This is a genomic window from Dokdonia sp. PRO95 (genome assembly GCF_000355805.1).
Taxonomy (GTDB): domain Bacteria; phylum Bacteroidota; class Bacteroidia; order Flavobacteriales; family Flavobacteriaceae; genus Dokdonia.
This window is the reverse complement of the sequence record NZ_CM001837.1, coordinates 587,865-612,351: the sequence shown is the minus strand read 5'-3', so window position 1 is coordinate 612,351 and position 24,487 is coordinate 587,865. Positions and strand designations below refer to the sequence as shown.

Genomic DNA, 24,487 nt, shown 5'->3' with positions numbered 1-24,487 from the left:
ACTTTAGACTAGTCTTCCCACTCATTTAGTTCTTGTAAAAAGTGGTGAGCCGTGAGGTCAAATTGGACTGGCACGACAGATACATATCCTTGAGATAGTGCCCACTCATCTGTATCTTCTCCCTTGTCTTGATTTACAAACTCGCCAGTGAGCCAGTAGTAATCTCTACCCATAGGATTTGTGCGCTTGTCAAAATCTTCTACCCATTGCGCTTTTGCTTGACGGCATACCTTAGTTCCTTTAATTTCGGCTGCTGGTAGTTTTGGGATGTTTACATTCAAAACAATCCCTTTGGGAAGTCCGTTTTTCAAGACTTGGCGAGTGATGCGCTCCACATATTTTTTCGCCGGTTCAAAATCGGCATCATGACTATAATCTAGTAATGAGAATCCTATTGCTGGGATGCCTTCTACACCAGCTTCTACTGCAGCGCTCATCGTACCGCTGTAAATTACATTGATGCTAGAGTTGCTGCCGTGATTTATACCGCTCACACAGATATCTGGCCTGCGAGGTACAATCTGCTGGTTTGCAAGTTTTACACAATCTGCCGGTGTTCCAGAGCATGTATATTCTTTATGTGTCGCGGCGGGATCAAGTTTTACGGGATCACAGTAAAGTGTATCGTTTATGGTAATGGCGTGTCCCATGCCACTCTGTGGGCTATCTGGCGCAACAACAATGACATCACCTATGGTGAGCATTACATCGATAAGGTTGCGTATTCCGGGAGCCGTTATACCGTCATCGTTAGTAACAAGTATTAATGGTTTATTGTTCATAAGAGGAGTTGTAAACTAAGCACGAAAATACGTAAATTGTACTTCAATTCGAGCGACAGTCGGGTTTAACAAAAGATTACGAGGGTTATTCTTATCGTGGCACAATTTTTAATGTACATTGTAAGTTACATGCAAATAAAAGATTTTATGAAAAGGAATTTAAAATTAATCGCAGTAGTACTCCTCTTCTCGGTAGCGAGTTGCAGTTTTACTACAAAGTCATTTGATGATCCAGATAAGGATAAGACATTACTTGATCTTATTTCTTATCTACTTAAGCGTGGTCATTATGATGCAAAAGATATAGATGACGACTTCTCTGCAGCGGTATTTGATGATTATATAGATGCACTGGATCCTTACCGCCGCTTCTTTTACAAAAAAGATATTCAAGAATTTGAAAAGTACAAGGATAAGATAGATGATGCTATTAGAGATAAGGATTTGACATTCTTTGACCTAACTTACACACGTCTTATGGAGCGTACTAAGGAAGCAAATGAGATTCAAGCAGACTTGCTTGAGAAGCCGTTTGACTTTACTGAGGATGAAATCTTAGATACAGATTATGAAAAGCAGCCTTTTGCAAAAAACAAGAGAGAACTTAAAAATCGCTGGAGGCAGCAATTAAAGCTAAATGCGTTAAGTTCTTATTTTGATAAAAAGGAAGAGCAAGAAAAAACACCAGAAGAAGGTGAAGATGTTGTAAGTACAGATGAGCCTAAGGAAATTCTTAGCGACGAAGCCTTAGAGCTTAAGGCTAGAAATGAAGTAAAGGATAATACCAAAGAATTCTTTGAATTTACAGACGAGCTAGAGCGTCAAGATTATTTTGCGATGTTCTTAAATGCGGTAGTGGAGGAATTTGATCCTCATACATATTACTTTGCTCCAGTAGCAAAAGATCGTTTTGATACTCAGATGAGTGGTCAATTTCAAGGAATAGGTGCTAGACTCCAAAAAAAGAATGGTGAAATAAAAATTACAGATGTTATTTCTGGAGGTCCAGCATGGAGAGGTGATGAGTTGCGTGAAGGTGATGTTATTATGAGAGTGCGTCAAGAAGATGAGAAAGACGCCATTAGCATTGTTGGGATGCGCCTTCAAGATGCCATAGAATACATTAAAGGCCCAAAAGGGACTAAGGTGATTCTTACGGTAAAAACGAAGCTGGATGGAAGCACGCAGAATATCACTATAGAAAGAGATATTGTAGAGCTTGAAGAAACGTATGCAAAATCTGCAGAGGTTGAAAAAGACGGTCGAAAATATGGTATCGTTAATCTTCCTAAGTTTTACTTTACAATGGACGATTATAAAGAAAAGAACGCTGCAAGTGATGTAAAGAGAGAGATAGAACGCCTTAAAGAACAAGGGATGGAAGGTCTAGTTATCGATCTTAGAAATAATGGTGGAGGTTCTCTTAAAACAGTGGTGGATATTGCTGGACTATTTATTAAAGATGGCCCTATTGTACAGGTAGCTTCTAGTGGCGATGAGCCAGAAGTACTTGAGGATGCAGATTCTTCTATCTTATGGGATGGACCACTTGTAATTCTAGTAAATGAAATATCTGCTTCGGCAAGTGAGATTCTCGCAGCAGCAATGCAAGATTACAAACGAGCAATCATCATAGGAGGTAAACAAACATACGGTAAGGGAACTGTACAAAACGTAGCAGATCTTAATCAGTACCTGCGTAAAAACCCTTATGGAGATCTTGGAGCACTTAAGTTAACTACGCAGAAATTCTACCGTGTAAATGGAGGATCTACTCAACTAGAAGGAGTTAAAAGTGATGTAGTGGTTCCGGATCGTTTTAAGTATATCGACATCGGAGAGCGCGATCAAGAAAACCCGCTTCCTTGGGATAAAATTAAAGCGGCAAGTTATGACGTGTGGGATGGTTATGTAGATTTTGATGAAACTATAGAAAATAGTGTGCAACGTATGTCTAAGAGCGAGCATTTACAGCTAGTAGATGATTATGCTAAATGGATTAAAGATCGTAGAGATGATCAGAAGTGGTCGCTTAACTATGAGAAGTACAAAGAACGTCTAGCGCAAAGTGAGGAGTATGCAAAGAAATTTGATGCGATAGATGATTATGATACTAAGTTGTCATACAAGTCACTTCCTTATGAGCAGAAACTTTTCAAAAGTGATACGATTTTAAAGGAAAAGCGTGATCGCTGGCACAAGAATTTAGCCAAAGATGCTTATGTAGAAGAGGCGTTAAATGTGCTTAAGGATCTCAAAATAAATAATATAAGAAAAGATAAACTTGCTGCGATAAAAGATTAATTCATGTCGCAACGAGCAAATTCTTTAACAGGCTTAGCGCTCCAAAAATTCAAGAAGAATTTTTGGGGCGTTTTGAGTTTACTATATATCGTTTTATGTGGCCTAGCTGCATTGTTTGCCTATGTGATTGCCCCAGATAGTAGTGAGAACGCAAATCAAATGCACCTCTCTATTCACTCCCAAGGGCCGGGGTTTACTGTTGATATACTCACCATACCCGCTCAAGTTGATGCGAGTCAAAGTTTCTTTTCAAAATGGTTTTCTGGTAGTAAGAATACGAGTACAGAGATTCCCGTCACTTCGTATACTATTTCAGAAAGTGGTATTACTTACATCCAGTATGTAGGCGATGGCGTAGAGGGAATGCCTAAAACGCTGGAAATAGATGGCGTGGAGGATTATAACGCTTTCGCGAAAGCGAATATCTCCTCACGTACATTTTTGTTAGGTACAGATAAGTATGGTCGGGACTTACTAAGTCGTATGCTTATAGGTGCGCGTATTTCTTTTTCAATAGGATTTGTTGCTGTATTTATTTCGCTTATCATAGGTTTACTTATGGGGTCGCTTGCGGGGTATTTTGGAGGTAAAATTGACGCTGCAATCATGTGGGTGATTAACGTGACGTGGTCTATCCCTACATTATTGCTTGTAATTGCTATCACTCTAGCTCTAGGAAAGGGATACTGGCAGGTGTTTATTGCTGTAGGTTTAACCATGTGGGTTGAGGTAGCTCGCGTAGTGCGAGGTCAAGTGATGGGAGTAAAACAAATGCAATATGTAACCGCAGCAAGAGCGCTAGGTTATACAGATGGACGAATCATCATCAAACATATATTGCCTAATGTAATTGCGCCACTTATTGTAATATCTGCAGCAAATTTTGCTGGAGCCATCTTGATAGAAAGCGGTTTGAGTTTTCTGGGGATAGGTGCTCAACCTCCTACGCCTAGCTGGGGAGCGATGATTAAAGATCACTATAGCTACATCATTCTTGGGAAACCTTATCTTGCGCTAATTCCCGGTGCAGCAATCATGCTACTCGTAATGGCTTTTATGCTTGTGGGGAATGCGTTGAGAGATGCGCTAGATGTGAAAAGTTAATTTATATATGAAAAGAAAATACACCTATCCATTACTAGTACTATTATTTACACTAGGATGGTACATATTTGAAAATTATGCTCATCAAGCTATTGATGCGCCAGTTGTAGAGGAAGGAAAGCAGCCTAAGTCTACTACAAATACTTATTTCCTTCCTACATCAACTACGGGTCAGATTGTGCATCATAATTATTACTCGCTTAGTTATAGTGAGAAAGATGAACAAGCAGAGTGGGTGGCTTATGAGCTTAAAAAGGAACACATCGTAAATGCCGATTTTAAACGCCCATACTTTGAAGTAGACCCTAAGGTAGGGACAAAGTCTGCTCACTGGCGTAATTATAAGAAATCTGGCTATGATAGAGGGCACCTTTGCCCAGCTGGCGATAGAGAATTTAGCAAGGCGGCTTATGACGAGACATTTTTGACAAGTAATATTAGTCCCCAGCGACATGATTTTAATGCGGGTATATGGAACGAACTAGAGCAGCAAGTACGATATTGGGCAAAAAAGTATGATGGTGTTTATGTGGTAACCGGAGGGATTCTCAAAGATAAAATGGGTGCAATAGGAACAGAAGGTGTGACTGTTCCAGAATCATTTTATAAAATTATTTATGACCAATCCGGGGGTGATGTAAAAATGATTGCCTTTTTAATGAATCACTCGGCATCAAAGAAGTCATTAAAAACATTTGTAACCTCTGTAGATCAGATTGAGAAACTCACAGGTATTGATTTCTTTCCTGAACTAGAGGATGGAGTAGAGGATAGGCTTGAAGCGAGTACAAGCACCAGCGGCTGGAAGCTTAGATAGTAAAGTGATATTATATAAAATAAAAAATGCGGCAATTGCCGCATTTTTTTGTTAATCTATATTGGAAGATTTTATCCTTTGATAACACCTCTTGAGATTACGATTTTTTGGATCTCACTTGTTCCCTCGTAAATCTGAGTGATCTTAGCATCACGCATAAGGCGCTCTACGTGGTATTCTTTTACAAATCCGTTACCACCGTGTATTTGCACAGCTTCTACAGATTGTTCCATTGCAACTTTTGAAGCATAAAGCTTAGCCATTGCGCTAGACATATCGTAGTTATTTCCTTGATCTTTATCCCAAGCAGCTTTCATCACTAGGTGACGTGCAGCTTCAATCTCCACATACATATCTGCTAGTTTAAAAGCGATTGCTTGGTGATTGCAGATTTCTGTGCCAAAGGCTTTACGTTCCTTAGAGTATTTAAGAGCAAGCTCATAAGCTCCAGATGCAATACCTAATGCTTGTGCAGCAATACCAATACGTCCACCAGAAAGAGTTTTCATCGCAAATTTGAATCCAAAACCATCTTCTCCTATTCTATTTTCTTTAGGAATTTTTACATCGTTAAACTGTAGCGTGTGTGTGTCACTACCGCGTATTCCTAATTTGTCTTCTTTAGGTCCTACTTCAAAACCTTCCATGCCTTTCTCTACGATAAAAGCATTGATTCCTCGGTGACCTTTTTCTCTGTCGGTTTGTGCAATAACTAAATATACATCAGAACGACCACCATTTGTAATCCAGTTTTTTGTTCCGTTAATCACGTAGTGATCTCCTTTATCTATTGCAGTGGTAGCTTGTGATGTTGCATCAGATCCAGCTTCTGGTTCAGAAAGACAAAAAGCACCCACCATCTCACCAGTAGCAAGTTTAGTTAAGTATTTTTGTTTTTGCTCTTCACTTCCGTAAGCTTCAAGACCGTAACAAACTAAAGAGTTGTTTACAGAAACTATAACAGAGGCAGAGGCGTCAATTTTAGATAATTCCTCCATAACAAGTACGTAAGAAGTAGCATCCATACCAGCTCCACCGTATTTAGGATCTGTCATAATACCCATAAAACCTAAGTCACCCATTTTTTTAACGAGTTCATCAGGAAACTGCTGGATGTTATCACGTTCAATAACGCCAGGAAGTAATTCTGTACGGGCAAAATCGCGAGCCGCATCGCGTATCATTATATGTTCTTCTGTTAAGCTAAAATCCATCGTGTTTGAATTATTAAGAATTATCTAAAAAATCTACACAAAGATACTTGTTTCTTGCCTTTTTCTCAATAGATTTAGACCAATGGGACAAAAAAACTATAACGTTATAGGAGTGATGAGCGGCACAAGCTTAGATGGTATTGATTGTGCCTATGCAAAAATTGGTGTTTCTCCATCAAAAGATGACTCGATATATCCATCATTTACCAGTGATATCATCGTTGCAGAAACTGTTCCCTATCCTAAAAAGTGGAAAGAAATACTTTCTACGGCTCATTTGCTTAGTAGAGAAGACCTAGACGCTCTTAATGAAGATTATACAGCTTATCTGGCCCACGTAATTAAAGATTTTATAAAAAATAACAAACTTGTGGATGTTGATGTAGTCTGTTCTCATGGACACACGGTGCTCCATCAGCCGGATCAGGGAGTTACTTTGCAAATAGGAAACCTACCAGAAATTGCCTCTTTAATTAACCATCGCGTGGTCTGTGATTTTAGGGTGCAAGATGTAGCAATGGGTGGTCAGGGAGCGCCATTGGTGCCTATAGGCGACCAACTGTTATTTGGCAATTATGATTATTGTCTAAATCTTGGTGGATTTGCAAATGTTTCTAAGGATGAAAAAGGAGTGAGAATTGCGTATGATATCTCTCCTGTAAACGTGGTACTCAATAAATATGCACAAGATTTAGGTAAAGAGTATGATGATGGTGGCGCTTTCGCGAAAACAGGAACTGTACACCAACCTCTCCTTGATAAACTAAATGATATTTTGTTTTATAAGCTTCCAGCTCCCAAATCTCTTGGGATAGAATGGGTGCACACGCATATATTTCCACTTATAGATGCCGCTCAAATTTCATCTATTGACGTGTTGGCCACGTTTACCGAGCATATTGCTATTCAGCTTGCGGCGCAGTTTAAAGAAGGTGCTACTGTGCTCGTTACCGGTGGAGGTGCTTACAACGCTTACTTATTAGACAGGATACGCTTTCGCGAAAGCGTAAAACTCATAGTGCCAGACCCTAAGTTGGTTGAATTTAAAGAGGCGCTTATTTTTGGATTATTAGGAGTGTTAAAACTTGAGAACCTCCCGAACTGTCTAGCAAGTGTGACCGGTGCAGGGCAGGATCACACTAGTGGAATGTTATATCAATCTTAAATTATTAACACTTCTTCTACAAGGTGTTTCTAAATTGTATATTTGGGCTTACCTAATTAGAAAGTATGAGAGCTCTTTTACAGCGTTATGAAGATAAATTACCAGAAATAGTTTTCCATTGGAATGATCCAGAAACAGAAGCAGAAGGCTGGGTTGTAATCAACTCACTACGCGGCGGTGCTGCAGGTGGTGGAACACGTATGCGTACGGGTCTGGATATGAATGAAGTATTGTCGCTTGCCAAAACAATGGAAGTGAAGTTTACCGTCTCGGGACCTGCAATAGGTGGAGCAAAATCTGGAATCAATTTTGACCCAAAAGATCCACGTAAGAAAGGAGTTTTAGAGCGCTGGTATAAAGCAGTGTCACCATTACTTAAAAGTTATTACGGTACGGGAGGTGATCTTAATGTAGATGAAATACATGAAGTAATCCCAATTACCGAAGAAAGTGGAGTATGGCATCCTCAAGAAGGAGTCTTTACAGGTCACTTCCAACCTACAGAGGCAGATAAAATTAACCGCATCGGGCAACTGCGTCAAGGTGTGATTAAAGTGATTGAAAATCCAGTATATTCTCCAGACGTAACACGTAAGTATACGGTTGCAGATATGATTACTGGGTATGGAGTTGCAGAAGCCGTACGTCATTATTATGATATTTATGGTGGTGATGTAAAAGGAAAAAGAGCCGTTGTACAAGGTTTTGGAAACGTAGGAGCAGCAGCAGCTTATTACCTTGCTCAAATGGGAGCAAAGGTGGTAGGAATCATTGATATAGTAGGAGGTTTTATTAATAAAGACGGTTTCTCTTTTGAAGAAATACGTGATATGTACCTTAATAAAACTGGAAATACACTTAATGCAAACTCAGAAGGGTTAATTCCATTTGCAGAGATGAATGAGCAAATATGGAATCTTGAGACAGAGATTTTTGCTCCATGTGCGGCTTCTAGACTTATTACAGAAGATCAAATTAATAACATGATTGGAACTGGCCTAGAGGTTATATCTTGTGGTGCAAACGTTCCATTTGCAGATAAAGAAATTTTCTTTGGCCCTATAATGGAGCATACAGATGCAAAGGTGAGTTTAATACCAGATTTTATATCAAACTGTGGTATGGCTCGTGTATTTGCATACTTCATGGAGCGTCGTGTACAAATGACAGATGATGCAATCTTTAACGATACTTCGCAAACTATCAGAAACGCTATCGAAAATACATATAGCAATAATAGCAGCAAGCAAAATATAAGTAAAACTGCTTTTGAGATTGCACTAAAAGAATTACTTTAATACTTACAATTAACCAGACAACTTATGGAATCAGTAATTATTCTCATTTTTATTATAGGGTACCTATCTATTACCCTTGAACATCCTCTTAAACTAGATAAAACAGTGCCTGCTTTAATAATGGCATCACTTATATGGGCTTTCCTTGCGGTAGGTTTCCACTTAGGGTGGTTTGACGTTATTGATACTTATGAAAATGCATTTAGTATTTTTCCTAACGGCACCGCGCTCACAGGAGATGCATTGCACGAAGCAGAGCATGGTTTTGATAACACACTGTTGCACCACCTAGGTAAAACAGCAGAAATACTTATCTTCCTTATTGGAGCGATGACTATTGTTGAAATTATTGATCTCCACCGTGGTTTTGAGGTGCTTAAAGGTGCTGTGCGCACCAAGAGCAAGAAAAAATTATTATGGATAATAGGTATACTAGCATTCATACTTTCGGCTATTATTGATAACCTTACTGCTACTATTGTACTTATTACCTTACTACGTAAGCTTATTGTAAATAGAGATCAGCGTTTGTGGTTTGCAGCTATGGTTGTTATTGCGGCAAATGCAGGTGGTGCATGGTCACCTATTGGAGATGTTACAACTACAATGCTCTGGATTGCCGATAATGTAACGGCAATGGGACTTATAAAATTTGTAGTAGTACCATCAATTATATGTTTTGTACTTCCTTTTGTAATTGCTTCTTATCTACCAGCATTCAAAGGTGAGATTATTGTAGACACTACAGAAGACGAAGAAGCCGGTAGACTACTTAGTAGTAAAACAATGCTTTTCTTAGGTTTAGGTATGATTGTATCTGTGCCTATCTTTAAAACGATAACACACCTTCCTCCTTATATGGGAATGATGCTCGCACTTGGAGTAGTGTGGTTAGTATCAGAATACATTCACCCAGAAGAAGATTTTACAAAAGAACGTAAGCACTTATACAGTGCTCACAAAGCATTGTCTCGTATTGAGATTTCTAGTATCCTATTTTTCTTAGGAATCTTAATGGCGGTTGCTGGACTTGAAAGTCTAGTATACGGGGTTTCAGAGTCTGGAGATCCAGTGGGAACTTTACGTTACGTAGCCGAAATCTTAAACGGAGCAGTACCTAATCAAGATGTTGTTGTAGTACTTCTTGGTATATTATCTGCAATTATTGATAATGTTCCTTTAGTAGCTGCATCAATGGGTATGTATGAAGCGCCTACAGATAGTTTATTATGGCACTTTATAGCATATTCTGCAGGAACCGGTGGAAGTATGCTTATCATAGGATCTGCAGCTGGTGTTGCAGCAATGGGAATGGAGCGTATCGATTTTATCTGGTACCTCAAGAAAATAACATGGTTAGCATTTATTGGATTTGCTGCAGGTGCAATTGCTTTTGTTCTTCTTACGGGAGGAACAATGGGATCTTAAGCTCATACAATTTAATACCATAACCATCGTTTCATATTAAAGTCACAACGACCTAATTTATGATTAATATCTTATTACAAGACGGCGCTCAAGATGCGGCAGACGTTCTTACAACAGATGAGCCTGTAGAGCAGACTTTATCAATTATAGACTTGCTTATCACAGGTGGTACAGCAGGAATCATCATAATAGCAGTACTTTTTGTACTGCTATTTGTTGCTATTTATATTTATTTTGAACGTCTATTTGCAATAAAAGCAGCGTCCAAGGTGGATAGCAACTTTATGAATCAAATACGCGATAATGTTCAATCCGGTAACATTGAAGGGGCAAAAATTTATTGTGCTCAAGCAAACTCACCGGTTTCAAGACTTACTGCAAAGGGAATCTCACGTATAGGTAGTCCTCTTGAGGATATCAATACAGCAATAGAGAACCAAGGTAAACTTGAGGTCTACAAGTTAGAACGCAACGTAAGTGTTCTTGCTACCATAGCAGGAGCTGCACCTATGATTGGGTTTTTAGGAACGGTAATTGGGATGGTACTTGCTTTTCATACACTAGCTACTAGTTCAGGACAAGCAGAAATGGGAACTCTAGCCGAAGGTATCTACACAGCAATGACCACAACTGTAGCCGGTCTTATCGTAGGTATTATTGCTTACATGGGTTATAACCACCTAGTAGTGCGCACAGATAAAGTAGTGCATTCTATGGAGGCAAATGCTGTAGATTTCTTAGATCTTCTAAACGAGCCAAGCTAATATGAACCTGCGCGGAAGAAATAAAGTGAGCCCAGAGTTCAGTATGAGTAGTATGACAGATATTGTCTTTCTACTACTTGTATTCTTTCTCTTAACCTCACCAGCCATTACGCCAGATGCTCTAGACCTAATTTTGCCTAAAGCAAAAGGGAAAACCAGTAACAAGCAGAACCTCTCCGTAAGTATTACTAAAGACCTAGATTACTACGTAAATAAAGAACGTGTAACTGAGAATAGTATTGAAGGGTTCATCACAAGCCAACTTGTAGGAGTAGAAGATCCTACCATTATTTTAAGAGCAGAGGAGGGAGTTCCTATCGAGAATGCCGTTAAAATAATGGATATTGCAAACCGCAATAAATACAAAATTGTCCTTGCGGTACGTCCTAATTAATTAGTTGACATTTATACATTATACGCTTTCGCGAAAGCGTAATTTTTAATTTTTCAATCCAAAACTTGGCATTCTTAGATACCATACATAAACGTAAATCTTTTACCATAAGCACTATTGTGATGGCTATCATACTATTGCTCATGTTTGTAGTGGGGATGAAATACCTCGATCCACCTGAAGAAGGAGGAATCGCTGTAAACTTTGGTACCTCTGAGGTGGGGTCTGGTAATGTCCAACCTACAAAACCGGTGGCCTCTGCACCTAAGAATACAGCTCCACAGCCTAAGCCTACAGTGCAAGAGCCAGAAGTGAAGGATGAGGTAGTAACGCAGGATATTGAAGATGCCCCAGTTATAGAAGAAAAGCCAAAAGAGAAGCCTACACCTAAGGTTGAAAAGCCAAAAGAAAAGCCTATTGAAAAACCAGTAGAGGAGGCAAAGCCAGACCCAAAACCAGATAAATCTACTACGAGTGCTTTAGATGCATTAATTAACGGGCCAAAAAGCGATGGAGCTTCACAAGCAGGTGAAGGTGATGATGACAAAGCGGGAGATAAAGGTGATCCTAATGGAGACCCTAATGCCTCAAGTTACTACGGAACTGGAAAAGGCCTTGATGGAGATGGTAATTACCAGCTAGGAGGTCGTAAAGCACTTGGGAAGCCTAAGCGCCAGCAAGAATGTAATGAAGCAGGGACTGTAGTTGTAAGTATCGAAGTAGATCGTAACGGAAAGGTGATAAAAGCAACTCCTGGAGTACGTGGGACTACTAATAATACACGCTGTCTTCTTGAGCCTGCAAAAGCCGCAGCGCTAGCAACAAAGTTTAATGCAGATGCTAGTGCACCCTCTAAGCAAATAGGGAAGATTGTATATCGTTTTAGTCTCTCAGACTAATAGGTTCATATAACAACTATAGCTATCTATACGTGTCTCAGCATTTCATATAGAACTACCTAGGTAATATCTACCTATCTTTACATACACTTAAAAGCGACCCATTATCACTTATCAAGAAACTTTAGATTGGCTATTTGCTCAATTACCAATGTATCAACGCAAAGGAGCAGCTGCTTATAAGGCAGATTTGGATAATATTAAATTATTATCAGAGTACCTTGGCAATCTACACACTGAGTTTAAAGCTGTTCATGTAGCGGGAACTAATGGTAAAGGTTCTACAAGTCACATGATGGCGTCTGTACTACAAGAAGCTGGATATACGGTAGGTCTGTATACGTCTCCACATCTCAAAGACTTTAGAGAGCGCATCAAGATTAATGGAGAGATGGCAAGTAAGCAATTTGTCATGGGGTTCATAAAGAAGCACAAAGCTTTTTTTGAGGAGCACCAATTGTCATTTTTTGAAATGACAGTAGGGATGGCTTTCTCGTATTTCGCAACAAAAAAAGTTGATGTTGCAATTATTGAAGTGGGCTTAGGAGGTAGACTAGATGCGACAAATATTATAACACCTGTGTTGTCTGTTATTACAAACATAGGTATTGATCATACTCAATTCCTGGGCGACACATTACCACTTATCGCTACTGAAAAAGCAGGAATTATAAAAGAAGGTGTTCCCGTAGTGATAGGGGAGTTTCAAGAGGAGACAGAAAATGTTTTTAGTACGCTTTCGCGAAAGCGTAACGCACCACTTTATAAAGCTTATGATTTTGACTTAATGCCTATGCAATCAGATTTGATAGGTTCATACCAGAAACACAATATTAGGACTGTGCAGGTAGCGTTTTCAGTGTTGCAAGGTGCAGACTTCCATGTAGGAATACAGCACATTGCAAAAGGACTTAAAAATGTAGTTAAGAATACAGGACTTTTAGGTCGATGGCAAGTATTACAAGAATTACCCAGAGTTATCTGCGATACAGGTCATAATAAAGAGGGCCTAACATATGTAATGGAGCAGTTAAGTAGGGAGAAGTACAAAAAGCTTCATATAGTCTTAGGTGTAGTTTCTGACAAAGATCTAGGAAGTATTTTGCCATTATTTCCAAGTTATGCTACTTATTATTTTTGTAAACCAGATGTGCCTAGAGGAATGGAGGTGCAGTTATTAAGAAAAACTGCAGAGACTCATAAATTGAATGGAAAGGCGTATCCTAGTGTAAAAGAAGCTTTTAGTGCTTCAAAAAAGACAGCTGGAGCAAGTGATCTTATTTTTATAGGCGGCAGTACTTTTGTTGTAGCAGAAATTATTTGATTTTTCTTAAAAAATATTGCAAAGTATGAAAGTTTAATTCTATATTTGCACCCGCAATAAGAGAAAGATTTAATTCTTCATTTTATTGTTACCTGATTATAAAATATCGGGGCGCTTAGCTCAGTTGGTTCAGAGCACTTGGTTTACACCCAAGGGGTCAGGGGTTCGAATCCCTTAGCGCCCACAAAGGCTTCCAGAAATGGGAGCCTTTTTTTGTTATATGAATTTCTACGTATACATATTATTTTCTTCTAGTCTCAATCGATATTATATTGGTTCGACAAATCATAAAGAAATTATTTAGAAATTGTAAAATGATTTTAACTGACGGGAATATTGATAGCAAGAAGATTGATAAACTTATAGGTAAAGCACTTAAGTTTAATTGGAAGAACCGCAGGGTAGTAGGTGGTGTTGGAATGTTTCTCAGTTCTTTTGAGAATAAAACGAGTAGTTCAGAAAAATTGAAAGTTAACTCTAAATGCAATTTAGAAATTAGAGGTAAAGGGCTGCTACTTCACTCAAATTTTTCAGGAAAACGGTCATTAGTGCCAATTGTCAAAGCAGATATTTTAGAGATAAAGTTAATACGAGGTGAAGAGAAGATTAATCCAATTCCTTTCTCTCCCATGTGGATTTTATTAAAGCTTGGTTTTTCAGTATTACAATCACGCTATTTGGGGCTGACAAAACAACAGTATTCTATAGATCCAATGGAGATGAGTTTAAAAACTGATAGTTATGAAATGGTCTTTAATGCAAATGGATTTTTATTTGAAAGACAAGAAGCTTTTTTAGAATGTTTAGACTTAGGCGCAAGATTGGCTATCATAAAAGGTTTTTCCAACTAAGGTTCGTATGCTATTTATTGCTAATGCTTTTTGAGCAATATGAAACTCATATCCTCTTTGAATTACATTGGTCTAGCAAATGATGTAGATGAACGTCTCAAAAGGCATTCTTTTATAAAATTAAATTAAAGGGCGAGCTTTTCTCAAAGCAATGTGCACTCAAATAGGCTGTCTTTACCTATTTCCTCATTATTTACATAATTACTTGTAACAAACGTTATATAAGTCATACCTATGCTACAACTAAAAAGCAACAGGTATGATTCTCAGTTTAAAGAATGTTTCAAAAACATATAGCAATGGTGTAAAAGCCCTAGATGATGTAACTATAGATATTAAGGCAGGAATGTTTGGTCTTTTGGGGCCTAACGGAGCAGGAAAATCATCTCTTATGAGGACTATTGCCACGCTTCAAGAGCCAGATACAGGAAGTATAGAGTTTAATGGACTTGATATTCTTAACAATAAAATTGAGTTTAGAAAAACCTTGGGCTATTTACCACAAGAATTTGGGGTGTACCCAAAAATGAGCGCAAGCTACCTCTTGCATTATTTTGCAAGCTTGAAGGGGATTACTAATAAAGTAGAGCGCAACGCAATTGTTGATAAAGCTTTAGAAGTTACAAATCTTAGTGATGTGCGTGATAAGCACGTTGCAGGCTACTCTGGAGGAATGAAGCAACGTTTTGGTATCGCACAACTCTTACTTAATAATCCTAAACTTATTATTGTAGATGAGCCTACTGCTGGACTAGATCCTGCAGAGAGGCATCGATTTTTAAATGTATTACGTGAGATAGGGACTAATCACATTGTTATTTTCTCTACGCACATTGTGGATGATGTTAAGGAACTATGTACTGATATGGCAATTCTCAATGGAGGAAGAATCTTATCGCAAAGTACACCAAAAGAGCTTGTGCAAAGTCTATCTGGTCATATCTGGAAGATAAGTGCTTCTAGAGATAAAATAGATGAGCTACAAAAGCAGTACAATGTGATTTCATCCAGCTTTAATGATACCAATGATTTAGATGTGAGAGTCTATAGTACAACCTCGCCAGGAGAAGGTTTTGAATCTGCTGTAGCAACTCTAGAGGACGTATATTTTACTACGTTAAATCAGAACCAACCTGAAAACGTACAGTAATATGTTCAGCACAATATATCTACACGAAATAAGAACGTGGTTTAAGAAACCACTTTTTTACATTTTTGCTGGAATCATGTTTTTACTAGGTGTCTTGATTATGGCAGCTGGTTTAGGCGTTTTTAGTAGTGACAATGTCACAGTAACGAGCAATGTATATCTTAATAGTCCGCTGGCAATAACGGGTATTTTATCCCAGCTGGCATTGCTATCTTATTTGTTAATTCCATCAATTACCGGAGGAACTATAGATAGAGATTTTAAAAATAACATGCATAATGTATTGTATTCTTATCCTCTTACAAAGGTGCAATACCTCCTTGCAAAGTTTTCTGCTGCAATAACGGTAAATCTTTGTATTGCCGCAGCAACTATTTTAGGGTTACTGATAGGTTCTATATTGCCTGGCGCAAATGAAGAACTTTTGGGACCTTTTGGATTATGGAATTACTTGCAGCCATTTGCGTTCATCATTTTTCCTAACGTACTTTTTTATAGTGCTATAGTTTTTGCTATTGTGGTGTTCACACGTAACATGAATATAGGTTTCATGGCCATACTTACCATGATTATCATACAGCTTATCGCTACAAGCATGGCTGATAATGCAGATGACAAATTTTGGTTCTCATTATTAGACCCTATGGCAAATGTGGCACTGGCAGATGCAACAGAGTACTGGACTCCAATTGAGCAAAATAGTCGTTCTATACCTATGGTAGGAGCATTACTGTATAACCGTTTATTATGGGCTGGGATTTCATTTGCAATTTTATTTGGGATTATTGCACGCTTTAATTTTTCTCAACATGCAATGACCATTCGTCTTTTCAAGAAAAAGACGGTAAGAGCAACTAAGAAAAACTTTAGTGAAGTAAGAAACATTGAAATGCCAGCAGTATCTACAGATTTCTCTCTCGTTGGGCAGTTAAAAACATTGTGGTTATTGGTTAAAAGTGACACTAAATATATCATTACGGGCTGGCCATTCATAATTATAACTTTCTTAGCCATTGTACTTACCATTGTAATGATGAGTTTTTCTCAGCTCATTTTTAACACGGCTATTTTGCCTAAAACGTGGACTATGCTTGCAGAGCCGTCTGCATATGTGATATTATTTTCATTTTTACTTATTCACTTATATGCCGGTTTTTTAATGGATCGCTCTAGGGCGGCTCATCTTAACCAGATAGTCGATGTAACGCCTACAAAGGACTGGGTGTTTCTAGTATCAAAAGGAATATCGCTATTACTTATGACAGGTTTTCTGCAAGTGGTACTTATCCTTTGTGGTCTTGCATTTCAAACGGCCAAAGGTTTTTATGATTACCAGATAGATCTTTATGTATTCCAAGCTTTTTTAATCAATATCTGGAAGTATATTCCGTGGATTTTGATGGCGCTTCTTGTGCACACATTGATTAAAAATAAATGGCTTGGCCTTGTAACTTTATTAGTGCTTGCTGTTGCGATTCCATTATTGCAAAATGCAATTGGAGTAGAGCAGGCTATCTATGATTTTAATTCTGGAGGTACACCTAGTCCATCAGATTTTGATGGTTACGGTTCTGTATTACCTCGTTTCTATACGTTTAGGGTCTATTGGATCTCATTTGGTGTTATTCTTTTAATGGCGGCTATTTTATTTTACAGACGCGGTATGGGGACTAATGTAAAAGGTCGTATCGCTTTCGCGAAAGCGAGATTATCTACACCCATCATAGCAACGGCAGTAGTTTCTCTAGTGATATTTTTAAGTATAGGTAGCTACTCTTGGTATGTAAATAACGTGGAGAATGAATTACTCACAGGAAAAGAACGTGAAGAATTACGTGTGCAAGCCGAAAGAGATTTAGGAAAGTATGCAGGAATACCACAACCTAGACTCGTAGCTGTAAATACGTTTATGGATATGTATCCAAAAACTAGAGACTTTAAAGCAGGAGCAACATTTACCATGATTAATAAGGATAGTGTTGCTATAGATACATTACATGTGAGTCTCACAGATTACCCTACAGAAATCACGCTAGACAGAGATGCAGAAGTGGTTTATGATAACGAAGATTATTATTATAAAATGTATGCTTTTAGTAAGCCTATGCAGCCTGGAGATACTTTAGTGTTTAAGTTCACCATGCATAATGAGGAGAATAAATTTCTAGATGATAAGTCGCCTATTTCTACCAATGGAACCTTTGTAAATTATGGTATGTTTCCTTCTATAGGTTACAATGATAATTTTGAATTAAGAAACACACAACTACGTGAAAAGTATGATCTAGCACCTAAGGACCGCTTACCAGATCCAGATGCCCCTGGAGCAAGAGATCGTAGTTATATAGGAGGTTATAGTGACTGGATAGACTTTGAGGCTACATTGAGTACTTCTCCGGAGCAAATAGCGATTGCGCCAGGCTATCTCATTAAGGAGTGGGAAGAAGATGGAAGAAAGTATTTTCATTATAAAATGGATTCAAAAATGCTCAACTTCTATTCTTTCTTAAGTGCAGAATATGAAGTGATGCGAGAAGAATACCAGGGGATTAATCTTGAGATTTATTACAATCCTGGTCACACTTATAACCTTGATCGTATGATGAATGGTATGAAAAAGGGCCTCGCTTATTATAATGAGAATTATACACCTTACCAGCATAAGCAAGTGCGTATCATAGAGTTCCCTAAAGATTATGGAAGCTTTGCACAGGCCTTTGCAAATACAATCCCTTTTAGTGAAGGAGTAGGTTTTGTAGCAGATGTAGATGATGATGATCAAGATGCAGTAGATTATCCGCTGGCAATAACTGCTCATGAGCTAGCACACCAGTGGTGGGCTCACCAAGTAATAGGAGCACAGGCTAAAGGAGCAACATTACTGTCAGAAAGTATGTCTGAGTATAGTTCGCTCAAGGTGCTTGAGAAAACTTATGGTAAAAACCAGATGCGCCGTTTCTTAAAAGACGCGATGGATGGATACTTGACAGGTAGAACTAGTGAGCAGATTAAGGAGCAGCCATTAATGTATAATGAAAACCAACAGTATATTCATTACCAAAAGGGGTCATTAGTTTTATATGCTATGAGTGATTACTTAGGAGAAGATGTCTTTAACGGTGTAGCAAAACGCTTTGCCCAGAAGTATCAATTTAAAGGACGTCCTTATCCAGTAGCTACAGAGTTTGTGGCAGATATAAAAGCGGTGACGCCAGACTCGCTTAAATATCTAGTTACTGATATGTTTGAGACCATCACACTTTATGATAATAAAGTAGAAGATGCCACTTATACAGAATTGCCAGATGGTAGTTATGCTGTACATATAGATGCGATTATAAGTAAGTATCGTTCTAAAAAGAAAGGAAAAAAAGAATATAAATCCATCGCGGGCGATAGTCTTTCATTTACTCCAGAAGGTGAGGAGGATGCCATTGCATCCTTACCACTAGCAGATTATATTGAGCTAGGGGTTTTTGGCGAAGAGGATGAGGAAACAGGAGCAGAGAATGTACTGTATCTAAAGAAAGTGAAAGTGAGCGACATTAACAATGGTTTTGATGTGATAGTTGATGAGAAACCAGTAGAAGCTGGAATAGATCCTTTTAATAAATTGATAGACCGTCGTGGTAGTGATAACCGTAAGAAAGTAAAAGAAAACGGAAGCGACAAGGAAGAATAACTTCTGATGATTTTTAAAAGTAAAAACCGTAATTCTTATATAGAATTACGGTTTTTTTATGCTTAATAATAAGTCGTTATCGCAATGTCATGATGGATTTATAGCCCTGCCGCATTATACAACTTTGCCTTTGCCGTAAGTTCCTTTACAGAAAGGACATTTGCTTTAAGTCTTGCGTCTATCAACTTTTGCTCGCGGGAGTTAATGAGGAATAGTGAACTTTCTCCTAGAAAAAATTTACGCTCCTCAGCTTTTACAAGGGCTTCATAATCTACCACAATCTCAGTGATGAGGTTATTTTGTTCTAAAAGGGATGTAATCTCGGCTTCTGTGGCGTCAAGCTTGTTTTTGATAGCAAGGGAAGTGGCTGTACGTTCAAACTGGGCGTCTTGTACTTTAAGCTTAGCAAGATTTAGATCTCCGCGTTCCTTACGCAAGAAAATAGGAAAGCTCACATCTACAAAAGCCTTGTAATTTGCCGTATTAAAACCATCTAATCGATCTGCATCTGGTGATAGAAAATTGTATTGCAAGTTTACCTTAGGAAGCAACTTGTTTTTCTTTAAAAATCGATCTACTTCTAGTCCATCAATCTTTGCGTCAAGACTTTTAAGCTTAGGATGATTATTTAAAAAAACCGAGGTATCTGTAATGCCCACTAATAATAGAGAGGCGTCCAGTACTGCAAGCTCAGGTTTTTCTGGATATACCGTTTCTTGTATTTCTAATGGAATACCATCTATCCATAAAAAATTACTCGCAACTAGGCGTGCCTTTTGAGCCTTAAGCGAGGCAGCTTCTAGATCAAGACGTCTTGTTTGAGCAGTGATTCTAGCTTCTGTAATGTCTATAGCCGCTTTGTCACCTTCTGCTACGCTTCTTGTTACGGCGTCTAGCCTGGTGGTAGCATTCTCTAAAAAAGTACCGTAAATAGCTTTTTCATTTTCTGCTTCTACCCAGTCAAAATATGCTAAGCTAGCCTCATAAATTAAGTTGTTTACGAGTAAGTCACGATCTGCGATGGTTTGCTGTTCAAAAAAGCGTGCTTTCTTTAAGGTAGCCATGCGTTCATTAATAAGAAGACCTTGTGCCAGCGCAAATGAAACTCCAGCGCTATATAATCCATCTTCGGGAACGGTAAGGTTGGGGTTGAGAAACTCACCTGTGTTTTCTTCAAAACTTCCTTTTAGCTCAATTCCGTACCAAGTAGGAATTTTAAAAGTAGCGTTAAGCTGATCAAAATATTCGGTGTCTTTAAATTTCTTACGATCATAGTCTACCTCAATTTTTGGATCAAAACCTCCTCGTGCTTTAAGTAGATTAGCTTCTCCTGTGCTTAATACTAATTCGGCTTGTTTGATTAATGGATGATGTTGCTTTACATATCCTAAGTATTCCTCAAAAGAAATATTTTGTGGAGAAAGTACAGGTGTTTGAGCTAGTCCCGCTTTCGCGAAAGCGTAACACAACACAAGGATTGTATATTTTATAAGTAACCTCATTTTTTCTCTTTTCTAGGCGTTAAACTACCATCTGGTAAATAGTAATCTGGCGGAAAGCCGTTGAGTTGTCTCCATAACTCGTACCATATAGGAACATCTTGTAACAAGGCGATAGTTTGTGCTCCAGAGCCTACCCGTACATTTTTAGGCCATGCCTCTGCTTCTTTATCTGGCGCAATAAGCACTCTAAATTTACCATTGGCGCTTATGAAGGTTTCTACAGCAACTACGGTTCCTCCATAGGTTCCGAATGATGCGTCTGGCCAGCCGCTGAAAACGATTGCCGGCCACCCATCAAACTGCACACGCACTTGTTCTCCTGTGTGTATGAGTGGTAGGTCTATGGGTCTCACGTAAGTTTCAACAGCTAGGTCATAGTCTGCAGGCATAATGCCTACTAGTTGTTCTCCTTCTTTAAAAGTCTCACCTATACCTGCCTTAATAGCTTTATTAATAAATCCATTTTGAGGAGCTGTTATATATTGTAGTGCACTACGCAGTTCATAGTTTGTGCTTGCGTTTGCGAGTTTGCTTACTTGAGCTTCTGTGTCGTATTGCGCACTTGAAGCGCTAAACTTATCACTTTGGGCTTTACTTATTTTTTCGGCATACTCTGCGCTTGTTCTAGAGATATCTATAGAGGCGTTGAGAACATTATTTTGGCTAGCTAATAATTTATTGTTTTGAGAGATAAGCTTTGCCTCAGTCTCTTGTAGTTTTAATCTTTTATCTTCTACATCTGCCGTAGATTTTAAGCCTTCGGCCTCTAGCGTGGCAGTACGTTCAAATTGTTTTAAGGCAATATCACGATTAGTAGTTGCTGCAACAAGGTCAATGCTGTCACTCTGTACTTTAAAACGAGCTTGTTTTAGTTTGTTTTCTGCTTGTTCTAGTTTTAGTGCACGCTCACGCTGCAGAGCTCCGAGCTGATTCTCTAGCGCTATTACCTTTGATTTGTAAGAGCCTACCGCATTACTTTTTGCATCACGTTGCTGGCGTGTACGCTCAGCAAGAAGAGGATCTTGATACTCGTTTTTAATCTCAGAAATGCGCAAAATAGTATCTCCTTTTGCTACGTAGTCTCCTTCTAGTACATACCACTCTTCTACACGTCCAGGGATAGGAGATTGTATAGTTTGCGGTCTTTGATCCGGAGTTAATGTAGTGACATATCCTTTACCATTAACATTTTGAGTCCATGGTAAAAAGAGTACAATTACACCTATGATTGCAAAGGCTAGTAAGAATCTATTGAAGTATTTATAGTGCCTGGTCTTGTGTGCCTTTGCAAAAGCCGAATAGCCACCCACATCTATCTTCTTATTAAGTTGATTGTTTGATATATTAAGCATCGCTATTTATGATTTTGAAATAATATTACCCTCTTCAAGTTCTATGTGTTGATTACACAAAGCTCTCCAGTCTTTATTGTTGCTCGCTACTATGAGTGCCCATGGTCTTTCTGGGCTGGCAAGGTAAGCCATGATCTCTCTAGCTTGAGTTTCTTCAAAATGCTCTAGAGCATCTTTGAGCAATAACACCTTAGGCTCATGAACAAAAGCTCGTGCCAGTAATATGCGTTTAGAGATTGTATGTGGTATTTTTTGTCCTTCTGGAAATAGCTTTGTTTGCAACCCGTTAGGTTGTGTGCGCACAAATTCTTGTAAACCTACAATTCTAATGACTTCATTCACTCTCGCCGATGAAACCTCTGGGTTGCCAAAACTAATGTTCTCTAAAATGCTTCCTTCAAATGGATTTTGCTCTGGAAGCACCTGACCTATTTTAGAACGATACGCGTTGGGGCGCATTCCTTTAAAAGAGAAATTATTAACATAGATTCCTCCAGAAGAAGGTTGTATAACACCAGAAAGTAACTTTAACAATGTGGTTTTTCCAGATCCCGATAAGCCTGTTATTAAAATGCGATCACTAGTTTTTAAATTTAAAGTGATGTTATTAAGAATAGTACCTGTCTCAGGAGTGCTATAGCTTACACTATCCATGTAGATATCCATATCCTCATTTACGTCAAAGGGATCTGTACCTTCTTGCGGCTCTAGTTTTTTATCAACTACTTGACCTATTTTTTCAAGAGAAGTAAGTACATCATAAAAACTCTCTAATCCAGAAATAAGCTTCTCAACAGAGCTTATAACTAAGAGTATTATAATCTCAGCCGCTACAAACTGTCCTATATTCATTTGCTGGTTGAGAACTAGTAAACCACCTATGACTAAAAGCCCTGCAGTAACAAGTACTTTAAAACCTATCATCTGTATAAACTGTAACATCAATACCCTAAAGTGACTTTCTCGTGACTCTAGGTACGATTGTGTGAGTTGATTATTGCGATTCATGGCAAGTGAAGTACGGCCAGAAAGCTTAAAACTTATAAGTGATCGTGCGATCTCTTGTAACCAGTGTGCTACTTTATACTTACTCTTAGACTCTGCTAGGCTAGTTTCAAGTCCTTTTCTTGCTGTAAACTTGAATACTAAGTACACAAGGATTACTAGGAGGAAACCATAAATGATGAAGAATGGATGGTAAAAAGAAAGTAATATTAAGCCAAAGAAAATCTGTAAGATTGCTGCAGGAAAATCTAATAAGATTTTAGACAATCCCTTTTGAACTGTAAGCGTATCAAAAAAACGATTTGCCAGTTCTGGCGGGTAGTAATTGTCTAGTTCGCTCATTTTTAACTTAGGGAAGCGATATGCAAACTCAAAGGAAGATCGAGTGAAAATCTTTTGCTGTATATTTTCAAGAATACGTACTTGCATTAATTGCAAGATACCTTGAAAGGCTACTCCTAGCGTTACTAGAATAACGAGTACAATCCATGAAGTACTCACTTGAGCGCCTTGAATGAGGTTAATAATAGCCTGTATACCTAAAGGTAGTGTGAGCGCTACAAGTCCAGCGAAAATTGCATAAAATAAAATTTGCTTAATATCTCGTCTGTCTAGTTCGAGCATATTTACAAATCGTTGCCAAGGTGTCATTTCTTTCATTGAAAAACGGTGTTTTTCATCTCCATAACAGAGATTTTAGTTTAAATAATATCTTAGTTAATGGCTTTAAATACCATATCTCTATAAAATTTTTCTATTGTATTCTGCCCTTCCTCTACGTTTGTAAGTGCAGGTAGATGCTTAGAAAAGTATCGTTGATGGTGTGCTCCTTCTATTACAGTAGAGATAAGCATGTGAGGAAAGGCATAATCTGGATTAATCTCAAGTACAATGTCGCTTATGCGTTGCACAACACGCTTATACGTTTTATAATACCCTTTTGCATTTTCCTTATCGACATCTTTTGTGTGGTATGCCTTTGAAGATTCTGAAATGATGATACGATGCAGCAACATCTCATTCACGTAAGAAATTGCACTGTCTTGAGTAGCATCTTTAGTGATGAGCGCTAGTGCACTTCCGAGTTTTACCTCGGGGTCTGAAACATTTGTAGTAGAGAATACAAGTTTATACTCTACCCAGCTCCAGTACCAGCTTGTCAGGTAAACCAGTAATGTGTGTTTACTATCAAAGTATCTATAAATAGAACTTTCATTTGAGCTAATTGCTACACCTAGTTTTTTAAAAGTAAATTTTTCAAAGCCCAGCTCATCAATCATTTCGATACTCTTACTCACGATATTCCGGCCCAGTTCTGTGGTCTCGGGATTACGTGTATACAAGGCTGGGTCAATAGTGATTTGTATATGCAGTTGTTCCATGTAACAAAGATATGATAGTAATACTATTGCAATAAAAAGTTTAACTATTTATTATGAAAATACAACTATC

Annotated in this window: 19 protein-coding genes and 1 tRNA gene; 14 read left to right on the top strand and 6 right to left on the bottom strand. The window is 38.3% G+C overall.

What is annotated here, in order from left to right; genetic code table 11:
- Positions 1 to 8 precede the first annotated feature (8 nt).
- On the bottom strand, positions 9 to 782 hold the full coding sequence (gene surE, locus D017_RS02560; protein WP_035334511.1) for a 5'/3'-nucleotidase SurE: 774 nt from the start codon (positions 780 to 782) through the stop codon (positions 9 to 11).
- 147 nt (positions 783 to 929) lie between these two features.
- Between surE and D017_RS02555 the strand changes: the two genes are divergently transcribed.
- The 3 genes from D017_RS02555 to D017_RS02545 are packed head-to-tail and all read left to right on the top strand — an operon-like array spanning position 930 to position 5,007.
- On the top strand, positions 930 to 3,086 hold the full coding sequence (locus tag D017_RS02555; RefSeq protein ID WP_035337870.1) for a carboxy terminal-processing peptidase: 2,157 nt from the start codon (positions 930 to 932) through the stop codon (positions 3,084 to 3,086).
- A gap of 3 nt (positions 3,087 to 3,089) precedes the next feature.
- On the top strand, positions 3,090 to 4,190 hold the full coding sequence (locus D017_RS02550) for an ABC transporter permease (RefSeq protein WP_035334510.1): 1,101 nt from the start codon (positions 3,090 to 3,092) through the stop codon (positions 4,188 to 4,190).
- Positions 4,191 to 4,197: 7 nt separating this feature from the next.
- Positions 4,198 to 5,007 (top strand): DNA/RNA non-specific endonuclease, encoded by an 810-nt coding sequence (locus tag D017_RS02545; RefSeq protein WP_035334509.1) that lies wholly within the window; start codon positions 4,198 to 4,200, stop codon positions 5,005 to 5,007.
- 71 nt (positions 5,008 to 5,078) lie between these two features.
- Here the strand turns inward: D017_RS02545 and D017_RS02540 are convergent, their stop codons facing one another.
- Positions 5,079 to 6,221: an acyl-CoA dehydrogenase gene (locus tag D017_RS02540; protein ID WP_035334508.1), complete on the bottom strand. Its 1,143-nt coding sequence runs from the start codon at positions 6,219 to 6,221 to the stop codon at positions 5,079 to 5,081.
- Positions 6,222 to 6,303: 82 nt separating this feature from the next.
- Here D017_RS02540 and D017_RS02535 point away from each other — a divergent pair, with 82 nt between their 5' ends.
- From D017_RS02535 to D017_RS02485, 11 genes are all read left to right on the top strand, one after another.
- A complete protein-coding gene (locus D017_RS02535) occupies positions 6,304 to 7,386 on the top strand; it encodes an anhydro-N-acetylmuramic acid kinase (protein ID WP_035334507.1) in 1,083 nt (360 codons plus the stop codon).
- A 65-nt stretch (positions 7,387 to 7,451) separates the two neighbouring features.
- Positions 7,452 to 8,684 carry a Glu/Leu/Phe/Val dehydrogenase dimerization domain-containing protein gene (locus D017_RS02530; protein ID WP_035334506.1) on the top strand — a complete coding sequence of 411 codons (1,233 nt, stop codon included), beginning with the start codon at positions 7,452 to 7,454 and terminating at the stop codon, positions 8,682 to 8,684.
- Between the two features lie 24 nt (positions 8,685 to 8,708).
- The gene (nhaD, locus tag D017_RS02525; protein ID WP_035334505.1) at positions 8,709 to 10,112 is read left to right on the top strand and encodes a sodium:proton antiporter NhaD; all 1,404 of its coding nucleotides are present in this window, start codon (positions 8,709 to 8,711) and stop codon (positions 10,110 to 10,112) included.
- Positions 10,113 to 10,171: 59 nt separating this feature from the next.
- Complete coding sequence (locus tag D017_RS02520) at positions 10,172 to 10,876, top strand: MotA/TolQ/ExbB proton channel family protein (RefSeq protein ID WP_035334504.1); 705 nt, start codon at positions 10,172 to 10,174, stop codon at positions 10,874 to 10,876.
- A 1-nt stretch (position 10,877) separates the two neighbouring features.
- A complete protein-coding gene (locus D017_RS02515) occupies positions 10,878 to 11,270 on the top strand; it encodes a biopolymer transporter ExbD (RefSeq protein ID WP_035334503.1) in 393 nt (130 codons plus the stop codon).
- Between the two features lie 65 nt (positions 11,271 to 11,335).
- Positions 11,336 to 12,169: an energy transducer TonB gene (locus D017_RS02510; RefSeq protein WP_035334502.1), complete on the top strand. Its 834-nt coding sequence runs from the start codon at positions 11,336 to 11,338 to the stop codon at positions 12,167 to 12,169.
- Between the two features lie 106 nt (positions 12,170 to 12,275).
- Positions 12,276 to 13,493, top strand: coding sequence for a folylpolyglutamate synthase/dihydrofolate synthase family protein (locus D017_RS02505; RefSeq protein ID WP_035334501.1), 1,218 nt, complete (start codon positions 12,276 to 12,278; stop codon positions 13,491 to 13,493).
- 109 nt (positions 13,494 to 13,602) lie between these two features.
- Positions 13,603 to 13,677: transfer RNA gene (locus D017_RS02500), tRNA-Val, on the top strand.
- A 130-nt stretch (positions 13,678 to 13,807) separates the two neighbouring features.
- Complete coding sequence (locus tag D017_RS02495) at positions 13,808 to 14,344, top strand: hypothetical protein (protein WP_035334500.1); 537 nt, start codon at positions 13,808 to 13,810, stop codon at positions 14,342 to 14,344.
- A gap of 259 nt (positions 14,345 to 14,603) precedes the next feature.
- A complete protein-coding gene (locus tag D017_RS02490; RefSeq protein WP_035334499.1) occupies positions 14,604 to 15,494 on the top strand; it encodes an ABC transporter ATP-binding protein in 891 nt (296 codons plus the stop codon).
- A gap of 1 nt (position 15,495) precedes the next feature.
- Positions 15,496 to 19,176: a M1 family aminopeptidase gene (locus D017_RS02485; protein ID WP_035334498.1), complete on the top strand. Its 3,681-nt coding sequence runs from the start codon at positions 15,496 to 15,498 to the stop codon at positions 19,174 to 19,176.
- 98 nt (positions 19,177 to 19,274) lie between these two features.
- On the opposite strand, the gene D017_RS02480 is transcribed toward D017_RS02485, so the two are convergent.
- Genes D017_RS02480 through D017_RS02465 form a run of 4 tightly spaced genes read right to left on the bottom strand, consistent with a single transcriptional unit; the run spans position 19,275 to position 24,417 of the window.
- Complete coding sequence (locus tag D017_RS02480) at positions 19,275 to 20,678, bottom strand: TolC family protein (RefSeq protein WP_035334497.1); 1,404 nt, start codon at positions 20,676 to 20,678, stop codon at positions 19,275 to 19,277.
- Positions 20,675 to 22,030, bottom strand: a complete 1,356-nt coding sequence (locus D017_RS02475) for a biotin/lipoyl-binding protein (RefSeq protein WP_035334496.1) — start codon at positions 22,028 to 22,030, stop codon at positions 20,675 to 20,677. The genes D017_RS02480 and D017_RS02475 overlap by 4 nt, the downstream gene beginning before the upstream one ends.
- Positions 22,031 to 22,036: 6 nt before the next feature.
- Positions 22,037 to 23,695: an ATP-binding cassette domain-containing protein gene (locus tag D017_RS02470; RefSeq protein ID WP_035334495.1), complete on the bottom strand. Its 1,659-nt coding sequence runs from the start codon at positions 23,693 to 23,695 to the stop codon at positions 22,037 to 22,039.
- A 53-nt stretch (positions 23,696 to 23,748) separates the two neighbouring features.
- Complete coding sequence (locus D017_RS02465; protein WP_035334494.1) at positions 23,749 to 24,417, bottom strand: TetR/AcrR family transcriptional regulator; 669 nt, start codon at positions 24,415 to 24,417, stop codon at positions 23,749 to 23,751.
- Positions 24,418 to 24,487 lie beyond the last annotated feature (70 nt).